Annotated in this window: 19 protein-coding genes; 9 read left to right on the top strand and 10 right to left on the bottom strand. The window is 39.4% G+C overall.

What is annotated here, in order from left to right; all coding sequences use genetic code 11:
* Positions 1 to 46 precede the first annotated feature (46 nt).
* The 5 genes from IQ31_RS15160 (at position 47) to IQ31_RS15180 (ending at position 5,027) form a co-directional block, all read left to right on the top strand.
* Positions 47 to 625 carry a DJ-1/PfpI family protein gene (locus IQ31_RS15160; protein ID WP_075991932.1) on the top strand — a complete coding sequence of 193 codons (579 nt, stop codon included), beginning with the start codon at positions 47 to 49 and terminating at the stop codon, positions 623 to 625.
* A 9-nt stretch (positions 626 to 634) separates the two neighbouring features.
* On the top strand, positions 635 to 1,012 hold the full coding sequence (locus tag IQ31_RS15165; RefSeq protein ID WP_145328575.1) for a hypothetical protein: 378 nt from the start codon (positions 635 to 637) through the stop codon (positions 1,010 to 1,012).
* 247 nt (positions 1,013 to 1,259) lie between these two features.
* Positions 1,260 to 3,329 carry a polyphosphate kinase 1 gene (ppk1, locus tag IQ31_RS15170; protein WP_145328577.1) on the top strand — a complete coding sequence of 690 codons (2,070 nt, stop codon included), beginning with the start codon at positions 1,260 to 1,262 and terminating at the stop codon, positions 3,327 to 3,329.
* A gap of 124 nt (positions 3,330 to 3,453) precedes the next feature.
* Positions 3,454 to 4,134 carry a M15 family metallopeptidase gene (locus IQ31_RS15175; protein WP_201664938.1) on the top strand — a complete coding sequence of 227 codons (681 nt, stop codon included), beginning with the start codon at positions 3,454 to 3,456 and terminating at the stop codon, positions 4,132 to 4,134.
* Positions 4,135 to 4,136: 2 nt separating this feature from the next.
* Positions 4,137 to 5,027 carry an AraC family transcriptional regulator gene (locus IQ31_RS15180; RefSeq protein ID WP_088161000.1) on the top strand — a complete coding sequence of 297 codons (891 nt, stop codon included), beginning with the start codon at positions 4,137 to 4,139 and terminating at the stop codon, positions 5,025 to 5,027.
* Here the strand turns inward: IQ31_RS15180 and IQ31_RS15185 are convergent.
* From IQ31_RS15185 to IQ31_RS15210, 6 genes are all read right to left on the bottom strand, one after another.
* On the bottom strand, positions 5,010 to 5,717 hold the full coding sequence (locus IQ31_RS15185) for an HAD family hydrolase (protein WP_145328579.1): 708 nt from the start codon (positions 5,715 to 5,717) through the stop codon (positions 5,010 to 5,012). The genes IQ31_RS15180 and IQ31_RS15185 overlap by 18 nt on opposite strands.
* Before the next feature lies 1 nt (position 5,718).
* Positions 5,719 to 6,708, bottom strand: coding sequence for a lysylphosphatidylglycerol synthase transmembrane domain-containing protein (locus IQ31_RS15190; RefSeq protein ID WP_145328581.1), 990 nt, complete (start codon positions 6,706 to 6,708; stop codon positions 5,719 to 5,721).
* Positions 6,698 to 7,651, bottom strand: coding sequence for a CDP-alcohol phosphatidyltransferase family protein (locus tag IQ31_RS15195; RefSeq protein WP_145328584.1), 954 nt, complete (start codon positions 7,649 to 7,651; stop codon positions 6,698 to 6,700). The genes IQ31_RS15190 and IQ31_RS15195 overlap by 11 nt, the downstream gene beginning before the upstream one ends.
* Entirely contained in the window at positions 7,632 to 8,516 is an 885-nt protein-coding gene (locus IQ31_RS15200) for an ATP-grasp domain-containing protein (protein WP_232475744.1), read from the bottom strand. The genes IQ31_RS15195 and IQ31_RS15200 overlap by 20 nt, the downstream gene beginning before the upstream one ends.
* A 13-nt stretch (positions 8,517 to 8,529) precedes the next feature.
* The gene (locus IQ31_RS15205; protein ID WP_088160995.1) at positions 8,530 to 9,240 is read right to left on the bottom strand and encodes a nucleotidyltransferase family protein; all 711 of its coding nucleotides are present in this window, start codon (positions 9,238 to 9,240) and stop codon (positions 8,530 to 8,532) included.
* A 182-nt stretch (positions 9,241 to 9,422) separates the two neighbouring features.
* Positions 9,423 to 10,751, bottom strand: coding sequence for an inositol-3-phosphate synthase (locus tag IQ31_RS15210; RefSeq protein ID WP_075991923.1), 1,329 nt, complete (start codon positions 10,749 to 10,751; stop codon positions 9,423 to 9,425).
* 637 nt (positions 10,752 to 11,388) lie between these two features.
* Between IQ31_RS15210 and IQ31_RS15215 the strand changes: the two genes are divergently transcribed.
* Positions 11,389 to 13,248: a CocE/NonD family hydrolase gene (locus tag IQ31_RS15215; protein WP_075991922.1), complete on the top strand. Its 1,860-nt coding sequence runs from the start codon at positions 11,389 to 11,391 to the stop codon at positions 13,246 to 13,248.
* 84 nt (positions 13,249 to 13,332) lie between these two features.
* Here the strand turns inward: IQ31_RS15215 and IQ31_RS15220 are convergent, their stop codons facing one another.
* Positions 13,333 to 14,541 carry a CynX/NimT family MFS transporter gene (locus tag IQ31_RS15220; RefSeq protein WP_145328586.1) on the bottom strand — a complete coding sequence of 403 codons (1,209 nt, stop codon included), beginning with the start codon at positions 14,539 to 14,541 and terminating at the stop codon, positions 13,333 to 13,335.
* Positions 14,542 to 14,630: 89 nt separating this feature from the next.
* Here IQ31_RS15220 and IQ31_RS15225 point away from each other — a divergent pair, with 89 nt between their 5' ends.
* Together IQ31_RS15225 and IQ31_RS15230 are read left to right on the top strand one after the other, a co-directional pair.
* Entirely contained in the window at positions 14,631 to 15,425 is a 795-nt protein-coding gene (locus IQ31_RS15225) for a helix-turn-helix domain-containing protein (protein WP_145328588.1), read from the top strand.
* A 406-nt stretch (positions 15,426 to 15,831) separates the two neighbouring features.
* A complete protein-coding gene (locus tag IQ31_RS15230) occupies positions 15,832 to 17,154 on the top strand; it encodes an NYN domain-containing protein (RefSeq protein WP_145328590.1) in 1,323 nt (440 codons plus the stop codon).
* A gap of 113 nt (positions 17,155 to 17,267) precedes the next feature.
* On the opposite strand, the gene IQ31_RS15235 is transcribed toward IQ31_RS15230, so the two are convergent.
* A complete protein-coding gene (locus IQ31_RS15235; RefSeq protein WP_075991919.1) occupies positions 17,268 to 17,933 on the bottom strand; it encodes a DUF2625 domain-containing protein in 666 nt (221 codons plus the stop codon).
* Between the two features lie 203 nt (positions 17,934 to 18,136).
* On the opposite strand from IQ31_RS15235, the gene IQ31_RS15240 reads away from it, so the two are divergent.
* A complete protein-coding gene (locus tag IQ31_RS15240; protein ID WP_075991918.1) occupies positions 18,137 to 18,667 on the top strand; it encodes a YfiT family bacillithiol transferase in 531 nt (176 codons plus the stop codon).
* A gap of 77 nt (positions 18,668 to 18,744) precedes the next feature.
* On the opposite strand, the gene IQ31_RS15245 is transcribed toward IQ31_RS15240, so the two are convergent.
* Together IQ31_RS15245 and IQ31_RS15250 are read right to left on the bottom strand one after the other, a co-directional pair.
* A complete protein-coding gene (locus IQ31_RS15245; protein WP_075991917.1) occupies positions 18,745 to 18,972 on the bottom strand; it encodes a hypothetical protein in 228 nt (75 codons plus the stop codon).
* Between the two features lie 3 nt (positions 18,973 to 18,975).
* Positions 18,976 to 21,525, bottom strand: a complete 2,550-nt coding sequence (locus tag IQ31_RS15250) for an SEL1-like repeat protein (RefSeq protein ID WP_145328592.1) — start codon at positions 21,523 to 21,525, stop codon at positions 18,976 to 18,978.
* Positions 21,526 to 21,549 lie beyond the last annotated feature (24 nt).

Here is a 21,549-nt window from a genome sequence, read left to right on the forward strand (position 1 = left end):
TCTTTTAATATGTAAATTGAAAACCTATTAAAAGAGGTTTTTTGATATGGCAAAAAAAATATTACTACTTGTAGGAGACTTTGTAGAAGATTACGAAGCAATGGTTCCATTTCAAGCAATGGGTTCAATAGGATTAACGGTAGATGCAATTGCTCCGGACCGCAAAAGCGGAGATGTAGTCCCCACAGCAGTGCATGATTTCACTGGTGACCAGACTTATAAAGAACTGCGCGGGCACAATTTCGCAATCAATAAAGATTTCGACCAGGTCAATGTCGAAGATTATGACGGTTTATATATTGCGGGAGGACGATCGGCAGAATATATTCGACTCAACAAACGTGTTTTGGAGATTACAAGACACTTCTTTGAGCACAATAAACCTGTGGCAGCAATATGTCATGGCATCCAAGTGTTGACAGCCGCAAAAGTACTCGCAGGTCGCACTTTGACAGCTTATGTGGCTGTGGGTCCCGACATTGAACTAGCGGGTGGCACATGGAAAAATATCCCTGCGGATCAAGCGGTGGTAGACGGCAATTTGGTCACCTCTCCTGCTTGGCCAGGACACCAGGCAATTTTAAAAGAGTTTTACAAATTATTAGGTATAACAATTACAATTTAAGTATTTTTAATGAAGAAGAATAAAAGGCTATGGCTTTTGGTCATACCGATTTTAGTGCTGTTGGGTTTTATTTTAAAAGATAGTTTCAATCAGAAAAGTATTGAAGATCTACCGGGAGGTTTTAAGGAAGTCGCTTTCGTCAGAAATGAACAAAATAAAGGTGGCATCATACGCATTTATGCCGTTACTGTAGGCGACCTGTTGAATGCGGATTATTCTGCCTGTCTTGATTTAATGCCTGTTAATGATTACGGAAGTACAACAACCGTGTATTTCTTCGACCGAAGTGCTCCTTATCCGACAAGCTTGTCAATTGACACGCCACATTTTGACACAACGAAATACAAAGCTATTCAAATTTCCAAAAAGTACGGAAAGAAGCAATAGACGAAACCAAACATAATGACATATCCCCCAAAGTCCGAATAGACCTTTGGGGGATTTTTTTTACCATGCAGTGCAGCACCTTATAGCGGTTATTGCCAGGAAAGAAGAGCAGTGTCAAAAATGTACCTTTAAAACTACGGTCCACACACATGAACTAAAAATAACTTAATAATTCTTTAACACAAAAAAGTTCGATTATCCCCTGTAGAGCTATAGTTTTGCTTTTTAAATTTACGTATATTTAGTTATGTCGAAAAAATTTATTCCTAGAGACGTTAGTTGGTTGAGCTTTAATGGCAGAGTATTACAGGAAGCTGCGGACGAGACGGTCCCTTTACCCCTAAGAATCAAATTTTTAGGTATATTTTCCAATAACCTCGATGAATTTTTCCGTGTACGTGTTGCAGGTCTAAAACGGGCTATAGACCTGAAAGACAAAAGTGCCAACCAATCCTTCTACGAAGACCCACAGCTCATATTGGAAGAGCTCAATATCCGGGTAATCAAGCAGCAAAAGAAATTTGACAGTACGTGGAATCGTATCCAAAAAGATATGGCCAAACAGAATGTCTATATTAAGACCAGTGAGGAACTGAATCCCGAACAACAAAAGTTTGTGAGCGACTATTATCAGGATGAGGTGGAATCGAACGTCATTCCTTTGATATTGGACGATATACGACCTATGCCCTATATTCGGGATAAGAGCCTTTACTTGGGTATTGCGATGGGAAAACAGGAATGGCAGTATGAAACCAAATTTGCACTCATCGAAATCCCGACCAGTCAAAATGGACGCTTCGTACAATTACCTTCGCCAAAAGATGAAAAGCATATTATACTTTTGGAGGATGTTATCAAGTTTAATCTTCCATTAATATTTTCCTATTTCGGTTTTGATGTATTCAATGCACATGTCTTTAAAGTAACAAAAGATGCCGAATTTGACATTGACAATGATATCAACACGACGCTGGTTGAGAAGATAAGCAAAGGGGTAAAAAACAGAAGAAAAGGTAAACCGACCCGGTTTATTTTTGATCAAGAGATGGACCATAAATTGGTCGAATTCCTGATCAAGAAACTTAACCTTTCAAAAAAAGACAGCATCATTCCAGGACAAAAAATACACAACTTCAAACACTTCATGGATTTTCCCAATGTGTTTAAATCCTACAATCAGCCCTTGGAACGAACGTCCTTTCCACATCCTTATTTCAAAAACTACGAACGTGTAACGGATACTATATTAAAAAAAGATGTGCTGCTCTCCTTTCCATATCATGAGTTTAGACCGATCATCGATTTACTTCGGGAAGCAGCAATGGATCCCGATGTAAAAACGATCCAGATTACAGCATATCGCTTAGCTTCCAATTCCAAAATTGCAAATGCCTTGATTAATGCAGCCCGCAATGGAAAGGAAGTCACCGTGATGCTTGAACTTCGTGCAAGATTTGATGAAGAAAACAATTTGGACTGGAAAGAGAAACTTGAACTCGAAGGCATTAAAGTACTTACCGGTATCCCAAATAAAAAGGTCCATGCAAAACTATGTGTGATAAAAAAACGTATTGGGATGAAAACGATCCAATATGGTTTTGTCAGCACAGGAAATATCAACGAGAAAACGGCGAAATTATACGGAGACTATTGCCTCTTAACGAGTAATAGGGACGTTATTGCCGATATAAATAAGGTTTTCAATTACCTGAGACGACCCAAATCAAATCCGGCTGACATTATCAAAAATTGCAAAAGCCTTTTGATATGCCCAACGGATATGCGTAGAGAACTTCTACACTACATCGACCAGGAAATTACCGAAGCAAAGGCTGGCCGAAAAGCATACATCATTGTCAAGGTAAATTCGCTCAGCGATAAAGAGATGATTAAAAAGCTCTATGACGCAGCAACAGCTGGTGTCAAAATAGATCTTATTATCCGGGGAATCTACTGCGCAACAAATCAAAAAACGTTTAAATTGCAAATGAACGCCATTTCAATCGTAGATGAATATTTGGAGCATGCACGTGTGATGTATTTTTATAATGCTGGTCGAGAGCAGCTATTTATTTCCTCAGCGGACTGGATGACAAGAAACTTGGATCATCGTATTGAAGCCGCAGTAAAAATAACAAGCAAAAAAATCAAGGAGGATTTAAAAGAAATGCTTCAAATCCAGCTCAAAGATAATGTCAAAGCGCGGATACTCAATAATTCCCTGAGCAATCATTACGTCGAGAATAAAGAGGCACCATGTCGTTCACAGATAGAAATATACAATTACCTGAAAAAAAAATTAGCTGATCATTAGCGGCCTGTTTATCAATAGGCGCCCAAATTGATCCATAAACCCAACTGGGTTTTATACCTATTGATACAGACGAGAATCTCCGTTTTTATTATATTAATTAAGACACAAGTTGTATCTTCATTCCATGAAATTCAACTTGTGTCTTACATTTGGCTTAAGCCTTTTCACACTTTGCCTCCGTGGGCAGGAAAAGATCATGCCTTCAGATTTTGTATACGTCAAGGACATTATCCCTACAATAAGCTTAGAAATGCGTTATTTTGGCAGTCACAACTTCACCGGAAGGCCGATTAAAGGTTATGAAAAACCAGTCGCTATTTTAACTAAACGCGCAGCGCTAGCACTACAGCAAGTCGAGAACCATTTAAATAAAAAAGGTCTTGGCTTGAAAATATTCGACGCCTACCGCCCGCAACGTGCTGTTGACAACTTTAAAACATGGTCCTTAAACACCAATGATACCATCGCAAAAAAGGAGTTCTACCCGCTTATCAATAAGAAGAATTTGTTTAATCTAGGCTTTATTGCCTCCAAATCGGGCCACAGCCGGGGCAGTACAGTAGATCTAACGCTCATTAGCTTAAAAGATCAGAAAGAGATTGACATGGGTGGACCTTTTGATTTTTTCGGCGCAGTCTCACATCATCAATACGCGAATCTGACAGCCCAACAGAAAGAGAACCGAAAGATCTTAAAAGAAGCGATGGCTAAATTTGGCTTTAAAGCTTATGATAAGGAATGGTGGCATTACACCTTGCAAGATGAACCCTATCGTAAAACCTATTTTGATTTTATCGTAAAATAAACATGTCTGTAAAGGAAACTCCCATCGAAAACAAGGGTTTTTATGTCTTTCATTTTAAAGGCAACAAATCAAAACCCGTCTTTAGTTCCGAGCAGCAGCACATTTTATCAAAAGGTGAGCTCTATTCGCTCTGTTTAATAAAAAAAGGTGAAACTTCCTTCATCATTAATAATGAACGGGTACAAGTTGCTCAAAATCACCTATTGTTGACCAATCCTTCTTCGCGAGTTAATGGCTCTTCGGTCGTCAAGTCTTGGGATTGTGAGGTTTATTTGATTTTCTTTACGCTGGATTTTAGCTTCAAACTGGATTTCCAGGAGGATTTCTTCGAGGTCACCAAAAAGTCTCTTGCCTTAAATGACAGCTACATCTGGTCGCTATCAAACCAAGATTCAACTAACTTATCCAACTTATTTAAACAGTTTATTCATTACGATCGACAAGGGGCTAGCTATCTTTTCAAAAATCAGATTATAAAGTCATTAACGGAAATATTATTTTGCGAAATAGCCCGTCTAGGAAGCCAAAATATGCGAAATACACCAGCTATTCCCTCTCGAAAAAGAGAGATACTTGCCAATTTCCATTTGCTCCTCAAAAAGTCGTTTCATAAAGAACACATGGTGCAATTTTATGCGATGGAACTTGGTATCACAGCGAAACACCTATCCGTAATTACGAAGGAACTAACCGGAAAATCAGCGATAGAACTTATTCAGAACGTCTTAGTGGAGGAAGCAAAATCGTTACTTTGCCAGGGGCGTTCCATCGGAGAAATTGCGGTGAAATTGCATTTCTCGGATCAATCCTTTTTTGGTAAATTCTTTAAGCGAAATGTTGGAATCTCGCCTAAAGAATTTCGTCAGAATCTTTATTTAAACAAAGTCGATTAAATCAAAGATACTTGTAAATTGCTGGTCTGCAGCTGAAGTATCTTGCAATTTATCCTCGCCCCAAGTCTGCCCTTTCAACCATAGGGTCTGGCAGCCAACGGCTTTGGCAGGTACCATATCTTTACTATAGGAATCACCTACAACCAATACCTCTTGCGCAGGAAGACCTATTTCAGTCACACCTAAAGCATAAATTGCAGGATCAGGTTTGCGTACACCAACGACAGCAGACTCCACAACAGACTGAAAATAAGGCAGGATACCAAAATCGTCAAGTACTGATTTTAAATTACCATAAAAATTGGACACCATGACAATTGGATATTTTGCATGAAGTGAATTTAACAGTGGTTTTACCTCCTCAACGGTATTCTTTGCCAGCGAATAACCGTCAAAGGCTATTTTATGAGCTAATGAGCGATCTAGGTCGTACCCTGCAGCAATAAGATAATCAAATTGTACATTGAGCTTTGCTTCAAGTACTTCTAAAAAATTAAACTGCGGCTTAATGATAGGCTGTAAAGCCATCTGACGTTCCGCGTAGGTATAGGCCTCCTGAAAAGCGTTCAAATTTACAGGAACCTGATATTTTTCATAACCCGACCAGATAACAGCTCCCCAGTGGCCTCCGTTAGTGTCTAAGGTTCCACCATAATCAAAAATAATCCCTTTAATATTAAACTTATTCATGTTATTTCTTTTTTACTAAACTCATCCACCCCAAACCGATCATAATCCAGACAATTTCCCTAATTCGTGTCACAACACCCATAAAAATACCGACTTTCGCAGGCAATCCTATACTCATCACAGCCATTGCTAATCCACCTTCCCGCGTTCCCAATTGCATTGGAAAGAAAAAAACAAGATTGGCAAATAAAGAAGATCCCGAGCTAATGATCATAGCATCAATAAAATCAATATTGATATCTAAGGCTAAACCAATAAAATAAATCTCAAAACAGCCCACAACACGTGCGACAAATTCCCAAAAAAGGGCCGTATAGAAGCGATCGCGACGATTTTGAAAGAGGTTTTTCACCTGCTGATCGACGTCATTCAACGTTTCATACTTCGTCTCCAGTAAATGACCAACTTTTTTGCCTACCAAAGGTAGTTTAGACAAAGCCTTCAATAGTGAAACTGTAATTCCCTTCTTATAAAATTTCGTAAATAGCCAAGTACAAATGATAGCCATCACAAAAATCACAGCACAGGCCACATCAACCATTGTACTTGCCGGTACGAACCAAAGAATTAGAAAAACAGAAGCGACCCAAAATAAAATATGCGACAAAATGTGCATGACACCGTATAACAGCACGGAAGAACCTGCCTTCGAACCACCGACATAGTTTTTAAGCTCCATAATACGATAAGGCTCACCACCTAATGCAACAAATGGCGTTATATAATTAATGGCGTACCCCGATATTGTCAATTGTAAGACCTTCCAAAAGGGTACATCTGTCTGCGGCAATTCGGGTTCCTGAATAATTGCCTTAAATGCCATTGCGTTCATCCAGTAGAGTACTGCCCAGCTACCGAGGACGGGCAAAAACCACCAGCCAATTTTTTCGAGGTTGTTCCAAATCTCATCAATTCCCATTGCTTGAATCATATAGGCCAGTGTACCTATACCGATGAGCATAAAGAGTACTTTATAGATCTTAATCCCCATAAGTTGGATCATTTGTTAATTTATCAACAAAATAACCGCTTACTTTTTCTTGTCGGTTACACATGTATATCAATATCGGATTAAGGACAAACATGTCAAAGAAAAAGTAAATCCAAGGCTGACCGATAAACAACCAAACAAATAGGAAAATCACCCTTGTATTGAACTGTACAATATTTGTATACTTCATCAATGGTTTATTTTGAGTTCTAAAGTCGACCATCAATTGTTTTGGCAATTCATCTTTATAACGACTCTTCACAATATGCAGCAGCTTTTGCAGTTTTGGAGAAAGCTTTTCCTGGTTACGTGTATAGCCCATGTAGCCATTCAGCACAAATTTGCTGAAAAAATTCTTGCGCCAAGACAAGGCATCATAGTCAACTTTCAAATCACGTGTATTGTCCAGCTCACTTCCAGCTTTACCTTTTATAAAATACAAATGTACATTACGATAATAGTCAGCCATTGCCGACTGAAGCATATGCGATACACCTGCAAGTACACAGAATACCCATAGCCATTGTGGCCATCCTTCATTAATACTGCGTAAACAGATCGCAATATGAATAGAAGCAAACCAAAAATCTCCGGCAAAACCATCCAAGATACGACCAAAGCGACTTTTATTGTCTGTCATTCTTGCCAGCTGTCCATCGGCACTATCTAAAGAATTGGCAAAAACCAATAAAAGCATGCCAATCACATTAATCCATAATGCAGGGTAATAGAATAAAATACCCGCCGCAACGCCAAAGAAAATACTAATAATTGTCACAGCGTTGGGTGTAATACCAATTTTGGCACAGACTTGCGCGATACGATAACCTATAGGTCGATAAAACCAAATATCAATTCGCTCTTCTGTATCATTAGATTTTAAAGATTGTTCGAATGCACTCAAATTATCTTCTTCGATTACATTAACTTGTTCTTTCTGCATTGTGGTTCTTTTCAGTAAATTTATGGTAAACCATTTGAGCAATGGCCTCAGCGGCCTCTGCCCGACATGGCGCAAAACTTGGCCAGTCGTTTAAGTCAATAATATGGAAGTCTCCATTTGCATCAATAATCACATCGCCGCCATAGATATGTACATCCAGGACTTCCGCAGCACGATTGGCAACTTCTTTTAGATTGTCGAGATCAAAAGGAAAATGCACTACCTCGTCATTAATTTGTTCATACAAATCATATTTGTGATGATTGTGTTCATATGGGTAGAAATAAAAGAAAAAATCCGTTCCCCGCACTGCATAAAACTTGAGTAAGTCTCCGGCAAGATGTTCAGAAATCACAGCCTCTTTAATCCCACGAAGTGCATATTCATTCAAGATATGTTGCGCTTCTTTCAGACTTGCAGCAAAGGTAACATCTTCCTTATGAATCGCATGAAAATCGCCACGTTTGATCCATACACCCTTTCCTTTCAGTTTTTCAAAAATAGATTGGATATCTGCAACGGTAGAGATCACGATACTCTTCGGATAAGGAACTCCACCTTCTAAAAGCTTAAGGGTCATGTTTTTCCGAAAGCAATTTTCAATTCCAAATCCTGAATTCAAGACATTGATCCCATTATTTTGAAGAGATTGCAACTTTTTCACTAAAGTCTTTGTTCTCCCCATAGTCAGAATATTATCCTGCTTCAGGGATGATGAAGACAAAAATTCATCTTCATTACACACCTCCACCGAAGCACCTTTTTCAGTCAGTTTTAAAACTACTTCATTAAATATAGCGGCATCATTCCCCACATGGTTGGGTGAAAAGCGATTTTTTCGAGTTACGCCTAAAATAGAAATCATATCGCTCATTTTACTAACTAACCTCCTCACTCAAAAATTGTTCCGCGACGACACGATCTTTTAAATGATCAATATCGACCACCTTGTCAAATACAAATGCTTCTACTTGTAAATCGTTTTTCAATAAAGCACGCTGAAAATTACGCATTCTGGAATTACCGGCTTCAACGGAGCTTAATGCACAATCCATAGCTGCTTTTCGGAAGCAATAAATTCCGCCAGAAACATACTTCGTTTCTGCGGTCGCTGTATCCAGAAAAGCTTCCACCCGAAGCTGTGAATTTGTGTTCACATAGAGCGGACTCTCATCGTCGACAAAAGGAGTGACTGCCATAAAAGCATCGGCATGTTGATGTTGCTGGAATGCCTCCAAATAGGCATGAAATTCATGTGGTCTAAAAACCGTATCTGTTGTTGTCAGACAACAGGACGACCAATCGGGGTTATTTTTGACAAGCAAGGCAAAACTATGCAATGAACTTGCAGTATCTTCCTCTATAAGTACAATAGGTAATTCAAACGTTGTTTTTTCCAAAAACAATTTCAGTTCCGGAGATTGTTTATTGATGATAACATGAACTCTTTGCGCCCCTTCTTTAACAAACACGCGAATCAATCGCTCAATTAATGGAACTCCATGTAATGGTAGCAAGGGTTTCGGTAAATTAAATCCCTCTTTTCGCAATCGAGAACCTTCTCCCGCCGCTATAATTGCAAATTCCATTTCTTTTAATTGCAAAATAAAATCATTTATAAAAAAGCAAAACCCCCGTCACTATCTCAGCGTTCGTAAGCGCAAAAGTCTACAGAGGGTTATATCACAAATCTTCAATATCGTAAGGATTTTGAAGAAAAAGGGGAAAAATTGTTTTTAAACAATTGTTTCCCCTCTCTTATTAAGGTAATTTATTGAATACTATCTACTAGCTCCTGGTAATAATCCAATCCCAAATGTGTGATTAAATCTTCACCCATAATGTGGCGCAATGTATTTTGCAATTTCATCAATTGTTTGAAGATATCGTGTTCAGGAGGTAATCCCGGAGCGGTTTGAGGAGATTTCAAGTAAAATGATAACCACTCTTGAATACCAGACATACCCGCACGTTGAGCCAAATCAATAAACAAAGCCAAATCCAACGCAACCGGAGCAGCTAAAATTGAATCGCGACACAAGAAATTGATCTTAATCTGCATTTTGTAACCCAACCAACCGAAGATATCGATGTTATCCCAAGATTCTTTATTATCGCCGTGTGGAGGATAATAGTTGATACGTACTTTATGATAAAGATCACCGTATAACTCAGGGTTCTTTTTCGCATCCAGAATTTCTTCCAATACCGATAATTTAGAGACCTCTTTTGTTTTGAAATTTTCAGGATCATCTAATACTAATCCATCCCGGTTACCTAAGATATTCGTCGAAAACCAACCTTCAACACCCAAAGCTCTCGCTTGAAGACCAGGTGCCACAATTGTTTTCATCAATGTTTGGCCTGTTTTAAAATCTTTACCTGCAATTGCCACACCGTTTTCATGCGCCAACTCAACAATAGCAGGAACGTCACATGTTAAATTTGGTGCACCATTTACATAAGGAGCTCCCTCTTTCAATGCCGCATAACAATAGATCATACTTGGTGGAATACGTTGATCATCATTGTCTAATGCTTCCTCTAATTTAGCTAAAGTTGAAAAAGCTTCGTTTGTTTCAATATAACGCTCAGTAGATCCACACCATACCAATACAACACGGTCTAATCCGTTTTTCTCTTTAAATTCACGAATATCACGTTGTACGGCATCTGCCAATTCACGGCGAGTTTTTTCAGATTTGATGTGCGTTCCGTCCAAATTTTTCACAAAATTACGGTCAAACACAGCCTTCATCGGTTGGATTGCCTCCAATTCAGCCTTAACAGCATCCAATTGGCCTTGCTCCAATACCTGTGCATTTGATGCAGCCTCGTATACGTTATCCTCATATACGTCCCATCCACCAAAAACAACATCTTCCAATTTTGCTAAAGGGACGAAATCTTTAATTAATGGATTTCTGTTCTCAGTGCGTTTACCCAGACGGATTCTGCTCAATTGAGAAACAGATCCGATTGGTTTTGAAAAACCTTTGTTTATAGATGCCACACCAGCGATTAATGTTGTAGCCACAGCACCTAATCCCGGAATAAGAATACCCAATTTTCCATTGGCATCTTTCACTTGTTGTCCCATATTAATTCTATATACTTAAATTGTTATTTAATTGATGTATTATGATAAAATAATTCTTAAAATTAGCTTAAAAAAACATATTTCATACCACTGCCCACTTAATTTATAAAATCGTGACAAATACCAATACAAACCCCATTCGAAACCTAAAAAAATAATCTGAAAATGAATTATTATTTAGTGTTCTACTAATCCATCTGATTGAAATTTAACGTTTTTAGCGAAAGCTGTTAACCCAAAAAATAATTCTCCTTAATTTTACTCAATATATTAAGATTCGAAAACTAATCCAAATTCAATCCAAAAAAAGTTTTTCTTTCTCAAAAATTGGTCAATTTTTCTTTTTCTATTCGCTATAAATATGACAATAAAATTGGAAAATGGTTTTAGTAGCACTAACTTTAGCCTAAAATCTAAATACACGCAATGAATCTATCGTTCAATTTATAAACCATCAGCTGTTGATCCGCTCATTGTAGCTGGAGAAATGGTCTGCCAAACGATAACGCGATGACAAATTTAACTGTATCGCATAGCGCCCAAGGTGCATAAGAGTATCCATAGCATTGCAAAAAATGAACCCAAGTGTAAAATTATAATTTACACCAAAGAATGTACTGAACAAATAATTATCTGAATGAAAAATACAATTTCGTGCCTAACTTTAGCGCTTTTAAGCGCAAGCCAGTTACATGCTCAAACAGCTGCCGACTCGGCTTATGTTAGAGATCATTATGAAAAGACCGAAGTAGCAATCCCCATGCGAGATGGGAAGAAATTATTTACTGCGATCTACAGTCCAAAAGACAAATCCAAGAAATATCCAGTTTTACTCAATAGAACACCCTACACGGTTTCTCCTTATGGGCAGAACGAATACAAAAAAAGCTTGGGAAACTTTCCCCAAATGATGCGTGAAGGTTATATTTTCGTTTATCAGGATGTCCGTGGCAAGTGGATGAGCGAAGGTGATTTTGAAGATATTCGTCCGACCACCTACAGCAAAGATAAAAAAGCAATCGATGAAAGTACGGATACCTATGATGCGCTTGAATGGTTACAGAAAAATCTCAAAAACTATAATGGCAAAGCCGGGCTCTATGGGATTTCCTATCCAGGCTTCTATTCTACCGTCGGATTGGTCAAAACACACCCGAGCTTGAAGGCAGTCTCCCCACAGGCTCCCGTAACAGACTGGTTTATCGGCGACGACTTCCACCATAATGGCGTATTGTTTCTTCAGGATGCATTTACATTCATGTCAACCTTTGGTGTCCCACGTCCAAAACCCATTACACCGGATCAATTTAAGGGCAAAATTCAAATCAAAGAAGCCGATAAATATAACTTTTTTGCAGAAGCAGGAACAGCGCGGGAACTCAAAGAAAAGTATTTTGGTGACTCCGTACAATTTTGGAATGACCTGTTTAAACATCCCGACTATGATGATTTTTGGAAATCGCGTGTGATCACCAATTCTTTACAGGAGGTAAAACCAGCTGTGATGGTGGTTGGTGGTTTCTTTGACGCGGAAGATGCTTATGGAACATTTAAGACTTACCAATCGATTGAGGATAAAAGCAAAAAAAACAACTCGATTTTAGTCGCGGGACCTTGGTATCATGGCGGCTGGGTTCGTGCAGAAGGAAACTATTTAGGTGATATCCAATTTGAGAAAAAAACCAGTATTACTTATCAGGAGCAATTTGAACAACCGTTTTTCAAATATTACCTAAAAGATGAAGGAAACTTCGCCCCTTCCGAAGCTAACATTTTTGTCTCAGGCAGCAACGAATGGAAACATTTCGAACAATGGCCGCCAAAAAATGTAGAGACAAAAAAACTATACTTCCAACCTCAGGGGAAACTTGGATTTGACAAAGTTCAACGTACAGATTCCTGGGATGAATATGTAACAGACCCTAATAAACCTGTTCCGCATCAAGGTGGGTTAATTCAAAACCGAACACGGGAGTATATGGTAGATGATCAGCGTTTCGCAGCTAGTCGCCCTGATGTCATGGTTTATCAAACGGAACCGTTGACGGAGGATCTGACGATAGTAGGCCCAATCAAAAACTTCCTCAAAGTCTCCTCAACAGGAACAGACGCGGACTATGTTGTCAAACTGATTGATGTATACCCGAACGATGCTGCAAGTTATCAAGGAAAAACAATGGCTGGATATCAAATGATGGTACGTGGTGAGATCATGGCGGGGAAATACCGAAATGGTTTTGATAAAGCACAGGCCTTGACTCCAGGTATGGTCGAAAAGGTTAATTTTGAAATGCCAGACGTTGCGCATACCTTCAAAAAAGGACATCGCATTATGGTTCAGGTACAAAACTCATGGTTTCCGTTAGCAGAACGAAATCCACAGGTATTTTTACCGTCTTATACAGCCACCAAAGCTGACTTCCGTAAAGCTACCCAACGTATTTTTCACGATGTGAACAATGCCACATACATCGAATTTTCTGTCCTCAAAGATTAACAGGTCAATTCGAAAGCCAGCGCTTAAGAGCTAATTGAATAAGGCTACATCAGCTAAACACCTATGCCTGATGTAGCCTTATCTTTAATCTTCCGCTACATACGTAGCTTCTCCGGCCTTCCATCCCGCAAATAATAAAAGTACGATACTCCCCGCCAAAAAGTAGAACGAGTAATTCCAGGTAGCATCTATTTCGTGCAGCCTACCAAAGACCGGCGGACCAAAAGCCGCAATAAAATAGCCAACAGACTGCGCCATGCCCGATATTTTGATTGCATTTGCCGTTGATCTAGCCCGCAGGGTAAAGAAGAGAATAGACAAACTGAAAGACAGTCCATTGGAAAGTCCCAACAATACGGCGGCAACATAAATTCCCTGAAGCTTGTAATGCCAAAATATAAAGATACTTCCAAGCATGCCTATCGCAACAGCAGTTGCCATTAAACGTTGATCCTTCATCCGATGAGCCAAAATAGGTCCAATGAACATAATGGGAATCATGGCAATTTGGATCAAAAACAGCAACCAGCCCGTATTCTCCTTTGGCATACCATAATCGACCAATACGTTGGGCAACCAAGAAATCAAGCTGTAGTAAATCAGGGACTGAATACCCATGAATAGGCTGATATACCAGGCCAATCTTGACCTAAAGATATACCCGATTCCACTTGTCGCTTGTCTATTTTCAGTAATACCTGGAGCCTTCTTTCGGCCTAAACCATCAAAAAAAACAACTATAAGTGATAACAAGGCTAAAATCACCCAAACACCCAGTGAGCCTTGCCACCCAAGACCAGTCCATTCACCCAATCGTAAACTAAAACCCGAAGCAAAAGCCGCAGTCAGGTTCATTGCTACCGCAAAAATCCCTGTCATCAGCCCAATCTGCTTTGGAAAACTGGTTTTTATATAGCCAGGTGTAACGACATTGCCCACACAGATCCCAAGTCCAATTAAAAAAGATCCCACAAACAGCGTTGGCATATTGCCCCAGACCCGAAGCACAATCCCTACACTCAACAGCATTAAACCAAACAATAAAAAACGATGCATGCCCAGTTTATGCGAATATCGACTTACTGCGACAGAACAGCTCGCAAACATAAAAAGGGGAATTGCCGTCAATAGGCTGCTTTGAAAACTATTTAATTGTAAATCTTCACTGATTTGCCCCAGTACCGGGCCAACGGCTGTAATTGGCGACCGCAGATTGGTTGAGACCATAACAACAACCAATATGGATAACCAGGTCCAAGAAACAGCTGTGGATACTTTTATATTCTCTTTCATAATAAAATCGCGCTATACATGTAATGATCGCCTGCAAAGATATACCTGAAATTTTAATTAAATTTGCCATTAATTTAATTTAAAACGACATGGATCAAACAAATCATACATTGACAATTGAACGCATCCAGAAATCAACCTTTGTCTGGTTTGAAGAAAACTGGATACACGACAACGAGCTGCACAGTCATCGCAAAGGCCAGTTGATTTATGTCGAACAGGGTTTCCAATACCTTACCGTCGCAGGAAAAATGTATTTACTCCCCCAAAATCACGTTGCCTGGATTCCCTCTGGTGCATTACATAAGACCAACTCCCACTCTGAGCGCATCAAGCTTATGGTGCTTTTTTTTGATACTCCACAATTCGACAGCGCACAAGACCAGTTGTTTTTCAGTCAGGTGCAGCTATTTTCGGCGCCTAAAGTATTACGGGAAATGATTTTGTATTGTGAAAAATGGTCGAAATTGATTGAAGAAGATAAACATGAAAAAGTTTTCCTGGGTGCTTTACTCCATGAACTCCCCTATTTCGCCGCACAATTGCTCCAACTTGGGATCACCCTTCCTCAGGAAAATAGACTTCAAGCCGTCTTAAATCACCTCCATGACCATTACACAGAAGCCTGCACCTTAGACGAGATCGCCCTATTGTCCAATCTTTCGCTCCGAACTATTGAGCGCCTTTTTAAAAAGGAAACCGGAATGACACTTGCGAAATATCAGCAGTTACTCCGCATTATCAAGAGTTTGGAACTTCTTAGCACAAAACAATTCACCATCTCCCAAATTGCATATAAAGTCGGTTATAAAAGCGTACAAGCGTTCACCAATAGCTTTTATGCTGTGATGAAATATAGACCTTCGAGCTTCATGATGGACTAGTTTCAGCACAGCTACAGGCAACTTGTAGCTGAACAGCTACAAAATTCAGAACGTTAAAAAAAATAGTAATGAATAGTTGCACAGGTGTAATATTTACACTATCTTTGTATCATCATAATTTAGGTTTATAATTGGTTATTTAAGGTTTTCATTCTCCCCGTTTGAAAACCTTTTTTTATTTTCACCGTCCCTCAAATCATTTCACCGCTCCACAAACATAATAAATCCCCCCCTACACCCAAACAAAAGCAGCTGATCGCATGTTCTAAAAAAATAGCATTCAAATTAATTCTAAAAAATTCAAGAAATTCTTTAACAATACTGTATTTTTAACGAATATATTCAGATCAGAAAGGTCACACGAATAGAAAAGAGTTCAAATATTGAAAAAATAATCTAAACATATATGGCAGAACATGGGGATTTGCAAATCGCAATACTAATCGATGCGGATAATGTATCTTATCGAAAGATCGAAGAGATTTTGAATGAAGTCAAAAGATACGGGATTCCAACCATCAAACGCATCTACGGAGACTGGACCAACCCTTATGTTGAAAAATGGAAGGACAAACTTCTTACCCACGCGATTACCCCCATACAACAATACAGTTATACCCAAGGCAAAAATTCTACTGATTCCGCATTAATTATTGACGCCATGGATATTCTGCATTCGGACAGAGTGGACGGATTTTGTATTGTATCGAGCGACAGCGACTTCACCCGCTTGGCCACGCGCCTCCGGGAATCAGGCAAACTCGTAATCGGTATTGGTGAGAAAAAGACACCTAAGCCTTTTATCGCCTCCTGTGACAAGTTTATCTATGTGGAAATTTTCGAGAAAAATCAAAAGAAAGAAACAGTCACAAAGAAAAAACAGCAAAATCAACCCAAACCTGCCCCGGTTGAAAACCCGGCAAGTATAGCAGTACTAGATGAAGAAACCCTGGAACTTTTAAAAGACACTGTCGATGATACAGCTGATGAAAATGGCTGGGCTTTCCTAGGTGAAATCGGAAGTCTTTTCAATAAAAGGAAACCTGATTTTGATGCGCGAAATTACGGATACGACAAGATGTCCCACCTTTTTAAAGCCTACAGGGAAGATTTTGAAATTGAAGAGCGGAACACCGACAAATCGCGCATAAAACACTACTACATCCGCAATATCATTAAACGGCCTTTAGCAATGACTAGTCCGGCTACAGCAGCGGAAACCGAGCACAAAACTCCTTCTACTCCTACTCCTTCCGTACCTCCTACAGAAACTGCGGCAAAAACTGCAAATCAAAACAATAGAAAGAAAGGGCGCCAAGAGAAGAAACGTCAGGATAAAACAAGTTCTGAACCGATACAAAATGAGTCTCCAAAAGCTCAGGAAATTCAGGAGCAAAACGCCGAGTCCCAAGCCTCCGCAGTACAGACACCACCGACAAACATGCTTTTTCCTTCGGAGGGCAACAAGATTACTGCAGATGACGTTAAGAAATCGCAAATAAGGATTACAAAAGAATTTAAACCTTTATTTCCCACTAAATCCCAAAAATTAAGGATTATGATCAATGCCGGAGAATATGAATGCAATTTTACCTACCGAGGCAGAGGATTTCATGTACTTAAACTGGGAAAAGAAGCCGCTACGCAGCTTGGTCTTGCAGAAGGAATACAAATACAACTGATCAAACTGAATGAAGTTAGCTTTAGCCTTCAAAATAAATCCGTTTAAATCTTATTCAGGGTTATTTTTCTCGCTTTAATAGGGTGATAGGACAATATACATATTGTCCTATCACCCTATTAAAGCATTAAGCTGAAGGGTTTGTCGTATTAAAATAACGATTAGCGTCTGCCAGCAAATTCCATCGTAAAATGGTAGTTCTCATCGATTGCCATTGGCTTGCGATCTACTTTACGAAAATCCCGTGCTTCTTCAGTCCATAGAAAAGGATAAAACGAAAAAACTTGATTACCATTCAACGATTTGACGTCTTCACTCCAGTCTTTCCATTTAAATGTTTCATAAAACTGTCTGATATCCCCTTTCAAAGCCCAAAAAACAAAGTCCGAATAGCCACATTCCAAACTTTCCCATTGCAAGGTATCTTGAGCAAAATAATAGACCTGTCCAATAGCATCTCCCAGAGCGCCGGCATTGATGGCAAAATAACCACCCAAAACATCGTCAGCTATAAGAAGAAATCCTCCTTTTTCGCCTTCCTTGTCAAAACTTTTGCCCTTATTCCACTCCATAATTCCGCGGTTCAGCTTTGGCGAACCGGAGCCTAAAATTCGCAACCAGCCACCATCGATCAGTATACCACCGCTTTGATGAATAATGGCCCCCATCGGAGATTTCGTCGTAATTTGTGCCCTTAAAAGTTCCTCATCAGCCCGCTTAGGGTTTTGAGGAAGCACTTCATATGAATTTGTCGCTTCCTTCAACCAGCCCTCAACCAGCTTCCATCCCGAATTACTTGTATCAATCAGTTCTTTTAGACTTTTCATTTCTTGTGCTTTTATATGCTAATATCAATGATCCTCCACAAAAACGGGAGGATCATTGATATTAGCATTTTTGCCGAAATTAACACAATTCTTTATCGCATCCAAATTACAGCTTGCACAAGAACGTATCGAAAAAAAATATTCATCGAAAACATGAACATAAAGATTAGGAACCTTGCATCTATTTTAAGTAATTTTAGGTTATGCAACATGAATTAGAAAAACTCAGATACCCCATAGGTCGTTTCGCGATACCCGATGTAATTGACAGCTCCCTGTTGAATGACTGGATCAAGACAATTGCAGATTTTCCGGCTCGGTTAAAATCCGAAGTCGGCGACCTTACGGACAGTGCGCTAGAGAAGCGTTACCGTCCTGACGGATGGACTATACGTCAGGTCGTTCACCATTGTGCCGACAGCCATATGAATAGCTTTGTCCGGTTCAAATTGGCCCTAACGGAAGAAGATCCAACCATCAAATTATATGAAGAAAAATTGTGGGCCGAACTTCCCGACGCCAAAATAATTCCCATAGAAAGTTCGGTAAAATTGCTTGAAGGTCTACATGAACGTTGGGTCATACTGCTGAAAAGCCTTTCAGCCGAACAACTTGAAAGGGGTTTTATTCACCCCGTTACCAAAAGACTAATTTCTTTAAAGGTCAATATAGGCCTGTATGCATGGCATTGTAACCACCACCTCATGCATATTGTCAACGCCAAAAACCATTGATGGAATTACATAGCACAATGATCTTTTGACTGCCAGTCAAAAGATCATTGTGCTAAATTCACTTTATTGCCTTCACTTTACGACAATGACATCGCCCAAAAAAAGGCTAGCAATCCTGCAATCAGGAGTCCAATAAAACCCGACAGAAAAAACGACAGAAAATAATACCCCGCGGTTCGTGTTTTTTTCTTTACGATATGAACAATACCTACCGTTAACGTATAAATCGTTCCAAATCCAAAAAAAACAATCATGATCAAGTCGATCAGAATGCCACTAAAATCTATATTTGCTGATGATAACATGATTTACTTTTTCTTTTTAAATAGTTTACTAAAAAAGGAAGAACTTGCATTTGAATCATCGGACTGATTATCCCATTGCAATAAATCCTGTTCGATATCCAGTTCATTGATTTTTGCAAAACCTAACCAATGGACAAATTTTTCCTGATTTCTAAATGTAGGATCATTCTTGTAATAATCCAATAAGCGCGCTGTGGCACTTTCGTAAACGCCGTAGTCATTGGCACGCTCAAAATAGTGGATCGCTTTTTTACTGTCCTTTTTAAATTTCAGTCCCTGATCATAGAGCAATCCATAATAAATATTGGAATAACTATTTTCCTTATCTCTTTTCAAGTAAACCAATAGACGATCGTAATCTTCCAAACTGTAATAGATAGAGGCCATATTGCTGTTGTTTTCAACTAATTTTAATTCCGCTTTCTGATAATAAGTGAGGGCTTTTTCCAGATCTTCTTCAACATAGATCCCACTTGAATAAAAGTAACCTAAATTGGACAAAGCATAGCCATTCCCCAACTCGGCTCCTTTCATGTAAGCATCAAATGACTTTTTCAAGTCTTTGTTATAGCCGATTCCATACTGAAAGAGGTAGCCAATTGCATTCCAGGCAGGGGCATATTCTTTTTGGGCGGCCTGTTCATAATATTGAATTCCCCTGTCCAAATCTAAAAAACGATTGTCTTCGCTATCGGTATCCGTAAAGATATTCCCAAGTTCATGCATGCTGCTTTCATTTCCCTGGTCGGCAGAAAAGGTAAAATAGCGCATCGCCTTTTCAACATCGCCCTGCCGGTAGCAGTCTAAGGCCATATGATACAAGGTATAACTATCATAGCTGGATTCAAAATTATCGCCCTTTGCAGTCTTCCATCGTTCAAAAAAACGACTACATACATCAAAATCTTCTCCTAACAATTGATCCAGCTTCTTCAGAAATTGGCCATATTGTTCTTCCTGAATTACTTCCACACCATCGTAGCCTTTTTTATACAAGCGGTCACCTTGCAATAACATCAGATCCTGATAGTGATTAACGCTTGCACAGACATAATCATAGGCGGAGCTGACGGCCCTTTGCACTGCGTCAAAATAGTAATATCTTCCCGCATGGTCTTTCAGAATAAAATAATCCATCACCGCAGCATAAACAATCTTCACATAGTGCGTTGAGATCGGGATCAGCCAGGCCTTTTCAGCGGCCTGATAGATCCCACTTCCGGCAGCTGTTTCGATGATATAGCAATCCCAGGCACCATTACCGAAATCAGTCCCCCCTTGAATGGATTGCATTACCAAGTCTTGCAGTACATAGGCCCGGGCTTCCAGATCAAACAAACGAATGCTACCGGAATTGGCAAAGAACAATGCAGCTCGACCGTTTCCAGCATTGAGTATATCAACATCTTTGACCAAGAAAGTTCCATCGGGAGACAAAACAGATTTTTTCTTTTTGCTATTCAAATTGACCGCATAAAAATCAAACAGCAGTTCGCTCAGTGTACCACTGGCAAAAGCACCAAGTAAAATGCCTCTGCTGGAATAATAATGACGCAGTTTATTTTCGGGAATATCTTGATAGATAAATCCATCATAATCTATGTCAAACGGCTTGTCTGTACCAAAAACATTGAAGAACTGACCTTGGGCGTCGATAATGTAGTATTGCTGATCTTTCTTTCCCTGGTAATAACCGAAAGCAAAATCTTCGAGTTCATCATATTCAAGTGGTATGATTATTTCTCCGTTCCCGACGTTGATCAATCCGTATTTTTTAGCTAAGCTCACCTTACCAACGGTTGATCCAACTCCATATTGGGCTGGTGCTGCCGATGAATAAATACAGGGAATAGTTTCTTCTCCGCCCCTATTCAAATAACCGAACAGGTCATTTTTCTTTATGACAGCGATCCCTTCATAGTCAAAATCACCAATTTCCTGATAGCTTGCTTCGACCTTCACCTCCCCTTTTGCATTGCGTATCCCCCAAAGCCCCTGGTCTTCAAAAAATTGATTATCCAGACTATCAATCGCTTCGCTATTCCACCAGCCCAAGCCATAGTTGCCCCATTCCAGCTCGAGCATCGCTAAAAAAGAAGTATAACCAGCGGGAAGCAAAATAGATTCGAGCTCAGCTATGGACTGTTTTTCGATTGCTTTTTCATAGGGCAAATTCTTCTCATAGACTTCAAATGCAAAATCTTTTGCCTGTTGACTATGTTTAACATCGCTCATGTTAAATACATCACTCGCGTTCAGCTGGAAGTAATCAAAGGGCAAACCGTCCAAAAAATCGAACAGTTTCCCGATAGCTGCCATGGCCAACGCATCTGAATTTAACCTATATTCACGAATGAGCAAATCATAAAAAGCGCGAAGCTTACGGATTCCAGGCTCCTTTTCGGAATAAACTAAGGTACCTTTTGCCTTCGGATTAGCAGCAAATAAGGGTAAAAAAAGCGGCGGAATCACATAGTTCCATTCCCCTAAATAATGCGGAAAGTAATCTTGATCCTTCTTATCTGTATTGTAAATATATATGCGATGAGCCATTTTCTATGCGATAATAATTCTCTT

This window comes from Sphingobacterium siyangense (genome assembly GCF_007830445.1).
Classification (GTDB): Bacteria; Bacteroidota; Bacteroidia; order Sphingobacteriales; family Sphingobacteriaceae; genus Sphingobacterium; species Sphingobacterium siyangense.

Coding starts and splice junctions, on each gene's coding strand:
- IQ31_RS15160 (WP_075991932.1), top strand. CDS start 47: ATGGCAAAAAAAATATTACTACTTGTAGGAGACTTTGTAGAAGATTAC.
- IQ31_RS15165 (WP_145328575.1), top strand. CDS start 635: ATGAAGAAGAATAAAAGGCTATGGCTTTTGGTCATACCGATTTTAGTG.
- ppk1 (WP_145328577.1), top strand. CDS start 1,260: ATGTCGAAAAAATTTATTCCTAGAGACGTTAGTTGGTTGAGCTTTAAT.
- IQ31_RS15175 (WP_201664938.1), top strand. CDS start 3,454: ATGAAATTCAACTTGTGTCTTACATTTGGCTTAAGCCTTTTCACACTT.
- IQ31_RS15180 (WP_088161000.1), top strand. CDS start 4,137: ATGTCTGTAAAGGAAACTCCCATCGAAAACAAGGGTTTTTATGTCTTT.
- IQ31_RS15185 (WP_145328579.1), bottom strand. CDS start 5,717: ATGAATAAGTTTAATATTAAAGGGATTATTTTTGATTATGGTGGAACC.
- IQ31_RS15190 (WP_145328581.1), bottom strand. CDS start 6,708: ATGGGGATTAAGATCTATAAAGTACTCTTTATGCTCATCGGTATAGGT.
- IQ31_RS15195 (WP_145328584.1), bottom strand. CDS start 7,651: ATGCAGAAAGAACAAGTTAATGTAATCGAAGAAGATAATTTGAGTGCA.
- IQ31_RS15200 (WP_232475744.1), bottom strand. CDS start 8,516: ATGATTTCTATTTTAGGCGTAACTCGAAAAAATCGCTTTTCACCCAAC.
- IQ31_RS15205 (WP_088160995.1), bottom strand. CDS start 9,240: ATGGAATTTGCAATTATAGCGGCGGGAGAAGGTTCTCGATTGCGAAAA.
- IQ31_RS15210 (WP_075991923.1), bottom strand. CDS start 10,751: ATGGGACAACAAGTGAAAGATGCCAATGGAAAATTGGGTATTCTTATT.
- IQ31_RS15215 (WP_075991922.1), top strand. CDS start 11,389: ATGAAAAATACAATTTCGTGCCTAACTTTAGCGCTTTTAAGCGCAAGC.
- IQ31_RS15220 (WP_145328586.1), bottom strand. CDS start 14,541: ATGAAAGAGAATATAAAAGTATCCACAGCTGTTTCTTGGACCTGGTTA.
- IQ31_RS15225 (WP_145328588.1), top strand. CDS start 14,631: ATGGATCAAACAAATCATACATTGACAATTGAACGCATCCAGAAATCA.
- IQ31_RS15230 (WP_145328590.1), top strand. CDS start 15,832: ATGGCAGAACATGGGGATTTGCAAATCGCAATACTAATCGATGCGGAT.
- IQ31_RS15235 (WP_075991919.1), bottom strand. CDS start 17,933: ATGAAAAGTCTAAAAGAACTGATTGATACAAGTAATTCGGGATGGAAG.
- IQ31_RS15240 (WP_075991918.1), top strand. CDS start 18,137: ATGCAACATGAATTAGAAAAACTCAGATACCCCATAGGTCGTTTCGCG.
- IQ31_RS15245 (WP_075991917.1), bottom strand. CDS start 18,972: ATGTTATCATCAGCAAATATAGATTTTAGTGGCATTCTGATCGACTTG.
- IQ31_RS15250 (WP_145328592.1), bottom strand. CDS start 21,525: ATGGCTCATCGCATATATATTTACAATACAGATAAGAAGGATCAAGAT.